This window comes from Pseudomonas sp. 25 R 14, assembly GCF_900004755.1.
Lineage (GTDB): Bacteria > Pseudomonadota > Gammaproteobacteria > Pseudomonadales > Pseudomonadaceae > Aquipseudomonas > Aquipseudomonas brenneri.
The window spans coordinates 53,806-65,996 of the sequence record NZ_CVTS01000058.1 but is presented as its reverse complement, the minus strand read 5'-3'; the positions used below and the strand labels follow the sequence as shown (position 1 = coordinate 65,996).

At 58.9% G+C, this 12,191-nt stretch carries 9 protein-coding genes and 1 tRNA gene; 5 read left to right on the top strand and 5 right to left on the bottom strand.

Going from position 1 to position 12,191, the window contains the following annotated elements; translation table 11 throughout:
- The first annotated feature begins 208 nt into the window (after positions 1–208).
- The gene (locus BFQ03_RS21105) at positions 209–1,171 is read left to right on the top strand and encodes an IS110 family transposase (RefSeq protein ID WP_065942825.1); all 963 of its coding nucleotides are present in this window, start codon (positions 209–211) and stop codon (positions 1,169–1,171) included.
- 39 nt (positions 1,172–1,210) lie between these two features.
- Here the strand turns inward: BFQ03_RS21105 and dibA are convergent, their stop codons facing one another.
- On the bottom strand, positions 1,211–3,121 hold the full coding sequence (gene dibA / locus BFQ03_RS21100) for a phosphodiesterase DibA (protein ID WP_065943960.1): 1,911 nt from the start codon (positions 3,119–3,121) through the stop codon (positions 1,211–1,213).
- A gap of 165 nt (positions 3,122–3,286) precedes the next feature.
- Here dibA and desA point away from each other — a divergent pair, with 165 nt between their 5' ends.
- Both desA and BFQ03_RS21090 read left to right on the top strand, forming a co-directional pair.
- The gene (gene desA / locus BFQ03_RS21095; protein ID WP_032856529.1) at positions 3,287–4,468 is read left to right on the top strand and encodes a delta-9 fatty acid desaturase DesA; all 1,182 of its coding nucleotides are present in this window, start codon (positions 3,287–3,289) and stop codon (positions 4,466–4,468) included.
- 278 nt (positions 4,469–4,746) lie between these two features.
- A complete protein-coding gene (locus BFQ03_RS21090) occupies positions 4,747–5,754 on the top strand; it encodes a GGDEF domain-containing protein (RefSeq protein ID WP_032856528.1) in 1,008 nt (335 codons plus the stop codon).
- A gap of 27 nt (positions 5,755–5,781) precedes the next feature.
- On the opposite strand, the gene BFQ03_RS21085 is transcribed toward BFQ03_RS21090, so the two are convergent.
- The 3 genes from BFQ03_RS21085 to gabD form a co-directional block, all read right to left on the bottom strand.
- Positions 5,782–6,993 (bottom strand): HDOD domain-containing protein, encoded by a 1,212-nt coding sequence (locus tag BFQ03_RS21085; protein ID WP_065943959.1) that lies wholly within the window; start codon positions 6,991–6,993, stop codon positions 5,782–5,784.
- Between the two features lie 165 nt (positions 6,994–7,158).
- Positions 7,159–8,439, bottom strand: coding sequence for a 4-aminobutyrate--2-oxoglutarate transaminase (gene gabT, locus BFQ03_RS21080; RefSeq protein ID WP_032856526.1), 1,281 nt, complete (start codon positions 8,437–8,439; stop codon positions 7,159–7,161).
- Between the two features lie 183 nt (positions 8,440–8,622).
- Positions 8,623–10,065 carry an NADP-dependent succinate-semialdehyde dehydrogenase gene (gene gabD, locus BFQ03_RS21075; RefSeq protein ID WP_032856525.1) on the bottom strand — a complete coding sequence of 481 codons (1,443 nt, stop codon included), beginning with the start codon at positions 10,063–10,065 and terminating at the stop codon, positions 8,623–8,625.
- A gap of 360 nt (positions 10,066–10,425) precedes the next feature.
- On the opposite strand from gabD, the gene BFQ03_RS21070 reads away from it, so the two are divergent.
- A tRNA-Arg gene (locus tag BFQ03_RS21070) sits at positions 10,426–10,502 on the top strand.
- 284 nt (positions 10,503–10,786) lie between these two features.
- On the opposite strand, the gene BFQ03_RS21065 is transcribed toward BFQ03_RS21070, so the two are convergent.
- Positions 10,787–11,161, bottom strand: a complete 375-nt coding sequence (locus tag BFQ03_RS21065; protein ID WP_065943958.1) for a nuclear transport factor 2 family protein — start codon at positions 11,159–11,161, stop codon at positions 10,787–10,789.
- Positions 11,162–11,269: 108 nt separating this feature from the next.
- Between BFQ03_RS21065 and BFQ03_RS21060 the strand changes: the two genes are divergently transcribed.
- On the top strand, positions 11,270–12,172 hold the full coding sequence (locus BFQ03_RS21060; protein WP_239695267.1) for a LysR substrate-binding domain-containing protein: 903 nt from the start codon (positions 11,270–11,272) through the stop codon (positions 12,170–12,172).
- Positions 12,173–12,191 lie beyond the last annotated feature (19 nt).

The window sequence follows — 12,191 nt, the reverse complement described above, 5'->3', positions numbered from 1 at the left end:
CCCGCTTGTATGTTTAAACTTGAAGGGGTGGGCGGTGACTAAAAGCCCGATTCCGACTCTAGCCAGTACGGACCGTGGGAGACTTCTCGTCCCGCCCTTTCTACCCCAAGCGCCGATAAGGAATTCATCGGGAAAACCGACGATAGAGGCAAGCCAGCGCTGGGGTAGACCCCGACAAGCCCTTAAACACTAGCTCCGAGGATTTGTTATGACAATCCTTACTTCACCAACGGTTCTGGGTATCGATGTGGCCAAGGCCGACGTCGTCGCCTACCGCGAAGACCTCAAAGCCATTCAAACCATTACCAACGACCGCGATGCTCTTGGCCGCTGGCTCAAAACGCTACCTGCCAACAGCTCAATTGCCCTGGAAGCCACCAGCACTTACCACTTGGACACAGCTGAACTCGCCCATGAAATGGGACATCGGGTTTACGTTGTAGACGCTTATCGGTTGAGCCATTACCGCGAAAGCATTGGCCAACGGGCGAAAACAGACCCTTGCGATGCGCGTTTGCTGGCGCGCTACCTGAGCAGCGAGCAGGAACGGCTGCGGCTCTGGAGCCCACCTCCGCAGGCTTATAAGCTATTGAAAAGCTTACTGCACCGACGTGCAGAGCTTATCAACTTGCGCGTGAGCCTAACGCTGAGTTGGTCGGGCGAACCGCTTTTGAAGGACGAATTGGCCCAGCAGTTAAAGTCCTTCAAACAAGCTGAGCTGGTCATTCAGAAGTTGCTGCACAAAGTCAGCAAAGAGGCAGGCATCACCGAAAACATCAAGCGCTGCAAAGCCATTGAAGGGGTTGGTGATCTTACGGCTACGGGTCTAGCGACAGCCTTCATGCGTGGCCATTTCGCCAGTGGCGATGCATTCATCGCTTTCTTGGGGATGGATCTGAGACCAAAAGACTCCGGAAAGAAGGCCGGTCCTCGGCACCTGAGTAAAAAGGGCGATTCGGAGTTACGGCGCCTTGCTCACAACGCAGCAATGGCCGCTAGCCGATCGCCGACCTGGAAACCCTATTACGAGTCCTACCTGGCCCGAGGATTGGCAAAGACCCAAGCCCTGGTGATCCTCGCCCGCAAGCTCTGCCGGGTGGCATTCGCGCTGATGAAAAACCAGAGCGAATATCAGCCGAATTTAAGGTTGCAGGGTTTCCCTGCAACATAGAATCTCCCACATTTACTGTATTCCAACCCCGGATAGAGGTCAGCGGATAGCCGGGGCCCTGGCCCAATCAATCTCAGCCGCCAGCATCGGCCTTGCAAACCAGTAGCCCTGGCCCATGTCGCATTGATGGTCGAGCAGGAACTGCGCCTGTTCCTTCTGCTCGATACCTTCGGCATGTACCAGCATGCCCATGCTTTGCGCCAGGGCGATGACCACCCGCACAATCGCCGCATCGTCTTCATCCCACGGCAACCCGACAACGAAGCCTTGGTCGATTTTCAGCTTCTGTACCGGCAAGCGCTTGAGGCGCAGCAGTGACGAATAGCCGGTGCCGAAGTCATCGATGGCCAGGCTCAAGCCCAGCTCGCGCAAGCGATGCATTTGCTCCAGGGCCACTTCCGGGTCATCCATCACCGCGCTTTCGGTGACTTCCAGCTCCAGTTTCGACGGATCCAGGCCGGTGTCATGCAGCACCTTGGCCACCTGCTCATACAGTTCATGACGGGCAAACAGGCGGCTGGAAATATTCACCGCCAGGAAGGACAGGTCCCTGCCCTCTGCCAGCCACTGGCACATCTGGCGACAAGCCTGGTCCATGACCCAGGCGTCGATTTCGGCGATCAGCCCGGTGCGTTCGGCAATCGGGATAAATTCCGCCGGCGGCACCAGGCCGCGCTGCGGGTGCTGCCAGCGCACCAGGGCTTCTACCCCCATCATCTTACTGGTTTGCAGGTCATGGACCGGCTGGTAGTAGACCCGCAACTCCTGCTGATCCAGAGCGCGGCGCAGTTCATTACCGATCTCGATGCGGTTCTGGGCATGGGCGGTGAGTTCTTCGGTGTACAAGGCATAGCCTTCGCGCCCGGTGCTCTTGGCCTTGAACAGCGCGGAGTCAGCGTTACGCAGCAACTGTTCGGCACTCAAGGCATCACTGGGAAACAGGCTGATGCCGATGCTGGCGCTGATGAACAATTGATGACCGTCGAACATGAACGGCTGTTTCATGCTGTCGATGATGCGCTGGGCCAGCGCGGCAGCCTGGACCACCTGTGGACAACTTTCCGCCAGCACTGCGAACTCATCACCGCCCAGGCGTGCCAGGGTCACGCCGGGGCCAAAAAGGCCCTGCAGGCGCTCGCCTACGGCCTTGAGTAACTGGTCACCGACATTGTGGCCAAGGCTGTCGTTGATGATCTTGAAGTGGTCCAGGTCCAGCAGCAGCAACGCGCAGCCACGCTTGTGGATCTGTGCCGAAGCCAGCGCCTGCTCGGCGCGGTCGGTGAACAGCAGGCGGTTGGGCAGGTCGGTCAACGGGTCGTGGTGAGCCAGATGGGCCAGTTCGCGCTCGGAATGCTTGATCGCGCTGATATCGGAGAACACCGCTACGTAATGGCTGATCTGGCCCTGGTCATCATGGATGACACGGATGGTTTGCCACTGTGGATAAATTTCCCCGCTTTTACGCCGGTTCCAGATCTCGCCGCTCCACTCCCCATCTTGGTTGAGGGTGCGAAACATCTGCTCATAAAAAGCCGGCGAATGCCGCCCCGACTTGAACAGGCTCGGTTGGCGGCCCATCACGTCTTCCACCTGGTAACCGGTGATTTCGATAAAGGCGCGGTTGACGTGGACAATCCGCCCCCGGGCGTCAGTGACCAGCACCCCTTCGCGGGTGCAATCGAACACTGCCGCCGCCTGGCGCAGGCGCTCGCGGTTTTCCTTCAAGGGTTGCTGGATACGATGGGCACGCACGCAGCGGGCACACAACAGGAAAATAAACAGGGCACTGAGGGTCACCCACAGATAACCGCGCAGCATCTGCCAGTGCACCACCTCGCTGGGTTCATCGAGGAATGTGATAAAAACCTGCTGACTGAGCTGGATCCACAAGATGGAAATCAGCAAGTACACCAGCCCTGCGCGGAGGGCACCTCGGTATGAAAGCAGCATATGACTAGTAATCCTTACTAAAAAACAGAATCGCCCTACAAAGGTTGCGGATTATAGGATAAGTAACATCTCGTCACTCCTATTCAAAAGGGTGACTGGTTTTATCTGTAGGCTTAGTGATAATGCGTGAGCTGTTCTTTTCTTTATCTGAGGGCCATACAGCCTATGTGGTACAACGGTTTTCTTGACTTGTCAGCCTGGCAACTGGTGGCAGTCACTCTGTTGATGACCCACGTGACCATTATCGGGGTCACGGTCTATCTGCACCGCTATTCAGCCCATCGCTCCCTGGAGCTCAATGCTGGCCTGAAACACTTCTTCCGCTTCTGGCTGTGGCTGACCACAGCGCAGAACACCCGCGAGTGGACCGCCATCCACCGCAAGCACCACGCCAAGTGCGAAACCGTCGACGATCCCCACAGCCCGGTGATCAAGGGCCTGTCCACAGTCCTGCGCAAAGGCGCCGAGCTGTACCGCGCCGAGGCCGAAAACCCCGAGACCCTGCGCATCTACGGCAAGAACTGCCCGGACGACTGGATCGAGCGCAATGTCTATACCCGCTACCCGCTGCTGGGCGTGGCGATCATGGGGGTCATCGACCTGCTGCTGTTCGGCACCATCGGTATCACCATCTGGGCGATCCAGATGATGTGGATCCCGGTCTGGGCTGCCGGCGTGATCAACGGCCTGGGCCATGCCATCGGCTACCGCAACTTCGAATGCCGCGACGCGGCGACCAACCTGGTGCCGTGGGGCATCATCGTCGGTGGCGAAGAGCTGCATAACAACCATCACACCTATCCCAATTCCGCCAAGTTGTCGGTGAAGAAGTGGGAATTCGACCTGGGCTGGGCCTGGATCCAGGTGTTCAGCTTCCTGCGCCTGGCCAAGGTGCAACGGGTTGCACCTATCGCCCACCGGGTCGAAGGCAAGGGTCACCTGGACATGGACACCGCCATGGCGATCCTCAACAACCGCTTCCAGATCATGGCCCAGTACCGCAAGTTGGTCATTGCGCCGCTGGTTAAGCAGGAGCTGGAGAAGGTCGATCATTCGGTACGCCACCAGTTCCACCGTGCCAAACGCCTGCTGTCGCGCGAGACCAGCCTGCTGGATGACCGCCATCACGTGCGCATCCAGAACATGCTGGAGCACAGCCAGGCCTTGAAAGTGATCTACGAAAAGCGCCTGGCGCTGCAGCAGATCTGGCTCAAGACCAGCAGCAACGGGCATGACATGCTCGCGGCGATCAAGGAATGGGTCCACGAAGCCGAAGCCAGCGGGATCCAGTCCCTGCGCGACTTTGCCCACCAGCTGAAAACCTACTCCCTGCGCCCCACCGCCTGACATTGCAGAAGCCGGTTTGCCGGCGATGAGGCCTTGAACTGCACTCCACATTCAAGGCCCCATCGCTGGCAAGCCAGTTCCTACAAGGCCCAGGTACATTCCAAGCCGACCTCCAGTTTTTTGGCGCCATTTCACAGTCACCGAACATTCCGTCTCAATCGCGACTGATAACGGAACTTAGCTGCAATTCCCCTCTCTCAAACAACACTTCGCCATCCTGGCGGGCTTTGTTTTGACTGCTGTTCGATGCTGCGGCATGTCCAGAGAGAATTGTGCCGATGGTCCACGAAAAGGACTCCCCGACCCCCACCACCCCCGACTCGGCGGATACGTCGCGCCCGGCCGCTGCTGCCACCTTGCTGGCGTTGATGCACGCCCAAGGCGAAGTGGAGCGCCTGAGCGAGCGTGAGCAACTGTTGAGTTCGCTGCTGGTGAGCGTCAACGCAGTGCTCTGGGCCATCGAGTGGGAAACCCGGCGCGTGCTGTACGTGAGCCCCGCGTATGAGCGCATCTTTGGTCTTTCGGCAGGCCTGCTGCTGGCCGACCACCGTGGCTGGCGCGACAGCATCCACCCCGAAGACCAGGAATACGCAGAGCGAAGCCTGGCCCAAGTACTGGAACTGGGGGCGGTCGAGGATCGCCAGTACCGCATCATCACCGCTGACGGGCAGATCCGCTGGCTCAGCGACAAGTGCTTTACCAACCAGCAGGCCACCCCGGGAAAACCGCTGATTGTGGTGGGCATCGCTGAAGACATCACCGAAAAAAAGCACCTGGAACTCGAACTGCAACGCCTGGCCACCACCGATGTGCTGACCCGCAGCAGCAACCGCCGGCACTTCTTTGAATGCGCCCATCACGAATTCGAACGGGCCAGCGCCCAGGGCCTGCCCCTGGCGTTCCTGCTGTTAGACATCGATGATTTCAAGGCCATCAACGACACCTACGGCCACCTGGAGGGCGATCAGGTGCTGTTGCGTATCGCCGAGAGCGGGCGAGGCATATTGCGCCGTGGCGACCTGTTCGGACGCATTGGCGGCGAAGAGTTTGCCGCCGTGCTGCCTGGATGCGCGCCGGAAACAGCCATACAGGTCGCCGAGCGCCTGGGACAGGAAATCCAGCAACTGGGGTTCAGTCACGAAGGCCAGCCCTATGTGGTGACTGTCAGCCAGGGCCTGGCCAGCCTGAGCGCCGAAGACACAACCCTCGACAGCCTGTTCGCCCGGGCCGATGCGGCGATGTATGAAGCCAAGCGCCAGGGCAAGAACCGGGTAATTGTCGGTTGAATGTCCGTAGGGTGCCTGACACAGTGCCTACGCAGGCTTGCGGATGCGCATCAACTCTGAAAGCCCGACCTTGAGCAGCCGCGCCGTCTTGCCCTTGGCCAGCGCCTCGATACCTTCATGCTCGGTCAGCCCCGCCAGTTGCGCAGCTATGTTCATCACCAACGCCTCACGGGAATACACCCCACCTTCCAGGGAGTAGATCGCCGCGATCAGTTGGCGCAGCTCAAGGGGCAAACGCCAGCGCGTGCGCAACGCCGAGCCGTAGCTGGCGCCATAGGTGACCAACGACTCACCAATCAACTCATCATCCAGTTCGCCACCGCCCTGGCGCCACTCCTGCAAACTGCGTAGCAGGGCCAGGTCGCCCAGGCGATGGAGAATGCCGGCGCTGTAGCAGCGCTCGTGGTCAAGGTCGAGCATGCGCGCCAATGAGCGGGCATATTGCGCGGTTTGCTGGGACAGTTGCCAATGGCGCTCGGCGTACTCCTTCAGTCCGGCATCGCTGAGGATCACGTTGTGCTTGAGGGCCAGGCCGAGAATCAGGTTCATGCTCTGCCCTGCTGCCAGCTTGTGCAGGGCCATGGACAGGGTCTGCACCGGCGTGCCGTGATGACCAGCGCTGTTGGCGGCGGCGATCAACACGGCGGTGATCTGCGGGTCTGTTTTCACCTGCTCTTCCAACTGCTTGAGATCCAGCCCCTCCGGCGCCAGGCTGCGTTGCACGGCAGCTTTGACGTCAACCCGTAGCGGCGCGCCGTCCGACAACACACGGCGCCGCTCCAGGAACACCGACAAGGTCATGCCCGCCGCCAAGGCCGGGATTTCGCAATACACCGTTTCGCCTTCGTTAAGCAGCAGGTCCTGCAGGCGTTGCGTGAGACCTTCCATGTCCAGGGGTTTGGTCAAGTAAGCGGTGGGAGCCAGGGGCAGGGCTTCGCGCACACTGGCGCTGTCATTACGCGTACTCAACAGGATAAACGGCAACGCCGGCACCCGCCGCTGCTGGCGTACGTTGCGCAGCAGGCTCAAGCCATCGACGCCCGGCAGTTCCCAATCGGCAATGATCAAATCGTAGGGTTTGTCTCGCAGCAAGCCGGCGGCCTGCTGCCCATCGGCGCACACATCCAGCCGCGCGTCGCAGCGCACATTCAACAACACCTGCTTGAGCAGATCCCGCGACCAGGGATCGGCCTCGGCAATCAACACACGGGGTACAGCAGGTAAATCAACAGCAGTCATGCAGCACGCTCCATCGGCAATCCTTGCACATTAGACAAAGAAGCCGCCCGTGGGCAAAAAAAAACCGCATACGCGGTTTTTTTGTTCACGGGCGGCTTCTTTGAGCGGCAAGTTTTAAGCTACAAGCTACAAGCGTTACATCACTTGCAGCTTATAGCTTGCCGCTCAAAGCTCTGCGAAGCACTCTTCGATAATCGCCAGGCCTTTATCCAACTGCGCGTCCGGCGAGGTCAGCGGAACCAGTACGCGCAACACGTTGCCGTAGGTGCCGCAGGACAGCAGGATCAGGCCCTTGTCGCGCGCCTTGGCGACCACAGCAGCCACGGCAGCAGCGTTCGGCTTGTGGCTGTCGCCATCTTCGAACAGCTCGACCGCGATCATCGCGCCCAGGGCACGCACTTCGCCGATCACCGGGTACTTGGCCTGGATAGCTTTCAGGCCAGTGACCAGACGCTCGCCGACAGCCTTGCAACGGTCCAGCAGGTGCTCTTCTTCGAACACGTCCATGACCGCCAGCGCAGCGGCGCAAGCGATCGGGCTACCAGCATAGGTGCCGCCCAGGCCGCCTGGAGCAATGGCGTCCATGTATTCGGCCTTGCCACACACGCCGGCCAGCGGGAAGCCGCCAGCGATGGATTTGGCGAAGGTGGTCAGGTCGGCGGCAACGCCCATCTGTTCCATGGCGAAGAAGGTACCGGTACGACCGGCGCCGGTTTGCACTTCGTCGGCGATCAGCAGGATGCCGTGCTTGTCGCACAGTTCGCGCAGGCGCTTCATGAAGGCTTTCGGCGCGACGTAGAAACCGCCCTCGCCCTGTACCGGCTCGATGATGATCGCAGCGATGTCACGCGGCTCGGCATCGTTTTTGAAGATGCGTTCGATGCTGGCGATGGAGTCGTCGACACTCACACCGTGCAGCTCGTTCGGGTACAGCGCGCGGAACACACCGCCTGGCATCAGGCCCATGCCGGCCGAGTACGGCACGACTTTGCCGGTCAGGCCCAGGGTCATCATGGTGCGGCCATGGTAGGCGCCGGTGAAGGCGATCACACCGGCACGGCCAGTGGCGGCACGGGCAATTTTCACGGCGTTTTCCACGGCTTCGGAACCGGTGGTGACCAGCAGGGTTTTCTTGGCGAAATCACCCGGGACCTTGGCGTTGACTTTCTCGCACAGCTCCACGTAAGGCTCGTAGGCCAGGACCTGGAAGCAGGTGTGGGTCAGCTTGTTCAGTTGCTCGGTCACGGCCGCGATGATTTTCGGGTGCAAGTGACCGGTGTTCAGCACGGCGATACCGCCGGCGAAGTCGATGAACTCGCGACCTTCAACGTCGGTTACCGTGGCGTTCTTCGCGGATTCGGCGAAGATCGGGTGAATCTGGCCCACACCGCGTGGTACAGCGGCTTCGCGGCGTTTCATCAGGGATGCGTTGGTCTTGTTGCTCATAAAGTCCTCATTCGCCGCTCATCGGGCGGCGTGGTCCAAGGAATACGTGGCGGGGAGGCAACTACGGCAGCATGCGATGATCGACTGCCACAGCTTTCCCGGCCACTTGCGAAATAACATTCAAAACACGCAAAGGGTCAGCGCTCTCGTGCCCTTTGCGTTTCACGCAATGCCTTGCCGGGTTTAGATGCCCAGGCAGAGGTATTTGATTTCCAGGTAGTCCTCGATCCCGTACTTGGAGCCTTCACGGCCCAGGCCCGAAGCCTTGATACCGCCGAACGGTGCCACTTCGTTGGAGATCAGCCCGGTGTTGACGCCGACCATACCGTATTCCAGGGCTTCGGCCACACGGAACACACGGCCCAGGTCGCGGGCATAGAAGTAGGACGCCAGGCCGAACTCGGTGTCGTTGGACATGGCGATCACTTCGGCTTCGTCTTTGAAGCGGAACAGCGGCGCCAGTGGGCCGAAGGTTTCTTCCTTGGCCACAGCGGCGTTTTTCGGCACGTTGGTGAGGATAGTCGGTTCGAAGAAGTTACCTTCCATGACCTTGCCGCCAGCCAGCAGGGTCGCGCCTTTGCTCAGGGCGTCGGCGATGTGTTCCTGAACCTTGGCCACGGCTTTTTCGTCGATCAGGGGACCGGTGGTGGTGCCTTCTTCCAGACCGTTGCCGATCTTCAACTTGGCCACGGCCGCTTTCAGTTTTTCAGCGAACGCGTCGTACACCGAGTCCTGGATATACAAGCGGTTGGCGCAGACGCAGGTCTGGCCGTTGTTGCGGTATTTGGAAATGATCGCGCCTTCGACAGCCTTATCCAGGTCGGCGTCGTCAAACACAATGAACGGCGCGTTGCCGCCCAGTTCCAGGGACACTTTCTTGATGTCCTTGGCGCATTCGGCCATCAACTGGCGACCGATTTCGGTCGAGCCGGTGAAGGACAATTTACGCACGGTAGGGTTGCTGGTCAGCTCACTGCCGATATCGCCAGCGCTGCCGGAGACCACGCTGAACACACCTTTGGGGATACCGGCACGCTGCGCCAGTTCCGCCAGGGCGAACGCGGAGAACGGGGTTTGCGATGCAGGCTTGAGCACCATGGTGCAACCGGCGGCCAGGGCCGGGCCGGCTTTACGGGTGATCATCGCGGCCGGGAAGTTCCACGGCGTGATGGCGGCGGTGACGCCGATCGGTTGCTTGATCACGATCAGGCGCTTGTCCGGCTGGTGGCCAGGGATCACGTCACCATAGATACGCTTGGCCTCTTCGGCGAACCACTCGATGAACGAAGCGGCATAGACGATTTCGCCCTTGGCTTCGGCCAGCGGCTTGCCCTGCTCCAGGGTCATCAGGCGTGCGAGGTCATCCTGGTTCTCGATGATCAGCTCGAACCAACGACGCAGCTTGTTCGCGCGATCCTTGGCCGTCAGTGCGCGCCAGGCCGGCAAGGCCTTGTCGGCGGCTTCGATGGCACGACGGGTTTCGGCAGCGCCCATCTTCGGCACGGTGCCCAGGATCTCGCCAGTCGCGGGGTTGTTGACCTTGATCGTTTGACCGTTGTCCGCATCGACCCAAGCGCCATCAATAAAGGCTTGCTGGCGAAACAACTGGGTATCTTTAAGCTGCATGTCGGCTTTCCTTAACAGCACCGCGCGCGCGCGGGGCAAATTAGAGTTGTTGAAAGGCGCCTCGAAGGCTGCCGTCAGGGAAATCAGTCACTGGGCGCAATCGCGCACGGGAGACAGAGCGTTTGAAATCTCAAACGAATCCTAGGATCAATGGGGGTTCAGGGCAATAGTCTGTTCGAAAAAAAGAACGAAAACGGCGCATTAGCCGGATTATTCTGACAAGCGTATCGGCGCCACACCCAACGCCCATGGCACACACCGCCCGGTACAGAGCCTCCCTGCTCCAGAATCCCACCGCCAGCCGGCCAAAAACCAGCATGGACGCCCAAGGTCGACATGGGTATGATGGCGCCCGCACAAGCATCCGTAGCTCAGCTGGATAGAGTACTGCCCTCCGAAGGCAGGGGTCGTGGGTTCGAATCCCGCCGGGTGCACCAGATACAGACAAAAAGCCCCAGGTCGCAAGACCTGGGGCTTTTTTGTGGGCGCTGTCCCGTCCTGAATAAGGTTTACACCTTCTGACCTATCTTCAGGAGGGAGCAATGGTTTCAGATAGTGGTGGGAAGGCGAGGAAGTTGGTTTCGCTTCCATCACAAAGACTCTTCTGACGGCCATATCCAACTAGGCAAAGCGCTTTCCCGTTGTAAGTGGGAATGAATAAACTGGCGACGCGAAGATTGCACTACATAAAATTGCTCTTATTTTGCATTTGGCGGTTAGCTTATCGAGTTGTCACTTCACCGGCCTTGTGAAAGAGTTTGGCGAAGATCATCCAGTGGCCATCGACTCTCATCAAATTCAAGTAGTCGACCATGACGTTATTGAATAGGCGCAAACGCACTTTAACGATGGCCATTTCCGCAGACATCACATCAATCATCAACACTTCATCAAGTTGTGGAAAACCACCTTCTTTTGGCGACTGACGGCTTTGAACCATGGCCCTGTACTCATCAAAAGACCGGACGATCACGGTCGAGTCTTGCGCGCTATATAACACGCAACCCCGATGAAAGACCCGATCGAACAGATTCAAATCCTGGGTTTGCAGCACATCAAAGTAGTTTTTCAGAAACGACTGGATTTCATTGATCATGGCGAACAACTCCCGCTTTATAAGCACGACGTTATTTAAATAATTAAATCGTCGCTATTATCGGCATCTCGCTCACTTCACGTATAGCGGCTATTATTAGACTTTTCCGTGAAAGGAATTCACCTATTGAAGCTCCCTCCACTCGCCGCATTGCGCGCCTTCGAGGCTTTGGCCCGGCTGGGCAAGGTGAATTTGGCGGCCATTGAGCTGCACGTCACCCACAGTGCCGTCAGCCATCAGATTGGCTCTCTTGAAGAGTATTTGGGTATTGCCTTGGTGATGCGCAGCGGACGTTCCCTGGTGTTGACGGAAGAGGGCCGCATTTATGCCTACCAGATCAGGCAGGCGCTGGGTGAAATAGCCGGGGTCACAGAGAAATTTCTGACGAGAAGCAATTTCCCGCAACTGACCCTGTCGGTGCTGCCCTCCTATGCCATGCACTGGTTATTGCCACGCTTGCACGGTTTCATGAGTGCCCATCCCGGGCTGCGCCTGAAATTGGAATCGACCATGGCGTTCGCCGGTTTAGAACAGGGCCTGGTCAATTGCGCAATCCGCTTCGGCCACGGCCAATGGCCCGATATGCATTGCGAAACACTGATGACCGACTCATTGCTGGTGGTCGCTGCTCGCGACTTCAACCACGGTGTACTGCCAGACACGCCGCACGCCATCCTGGAGCAGCCACTGCTGCACGCCAGTGAAAGCTGGGCAACCTGGCTATGCGCAGCGGGCGTGGAGGGGCAACGCCCTCACGCCTCGCTGGAGTTCACCGATTCAACATTGCTGCTCGAAGCGGTACGGCTCGGGCACGGCGTCGCATTGACGCGCCGCTCGATAGCCCACTCACTGATTCAGCGTGGGGAGCTGGTCAAACTCACCGACATCGAACCGGCGCATTCTTCGAGCTACTACCTGGTCTGGCCACTGGGGATTAAACGTTCGGCGCAATTAACCTCCCTGCACAGCTGGCTCAAAGACCAAGTCATGACGTATCAAGACAGCCTATAAAACTGGTGCCTGTAGGTCT

Coding starts and splice junctions, on each gene's coding strand:
- BFQ03_RS21105 (WP_065942825.1), top strand. CDS start 209: ATGACAATCCTTACTTCACCAACGGTTCTGGGTATCGATGTGGCCAAG.
- dibA (WP_065943960.1), bottom strand. CDS start 3,121: ATGCTGCTTTCATACCGAGGTGCCCTCCGCGCAGGGCTGGTGTACTTG.
- desA (WP_032856529.1), top strand. CDS start 3,287: ATGTGGTACAACGGTTTTCTTGACTTGTCAGCCTGGCAACTGGTGGCA.
- BFQ03_RS21090 (WP_032856528.1), top strand. CDS start 4,747: ATGGTCCACGAAAAGGACTCCCCGACCCCCACCACCCCCGACTCGGCG.
- BFQ03_RS21085 (WP_065943959.1), bottom strand. CDS start 6,993: ATGACTGCTGTTGATTTACCTGCTGTACCCCGTGTGTTGATTGCCGAG.
- gabT (WP_032856526.1), bottom strand. CDS start 8,439: ATGAGCAACAAGACCAACGCATCCCTGATGAAACGCCGCGAAGCCGCT.
- gabD (WP_032856525.1), bottom strand. CDS start 10,065: ATGCAGCTTAAAGATACCCAGTTGTTTCGCCAGCAAGCCTTTATTGAT.
- BFQ03_RS21065 (WP_065943958.1), bottom strand. CDS start 11,161: ATGATCAATGAAATCCAGTCGTTTCTGAAAAACTACTTTGATGTGCTG.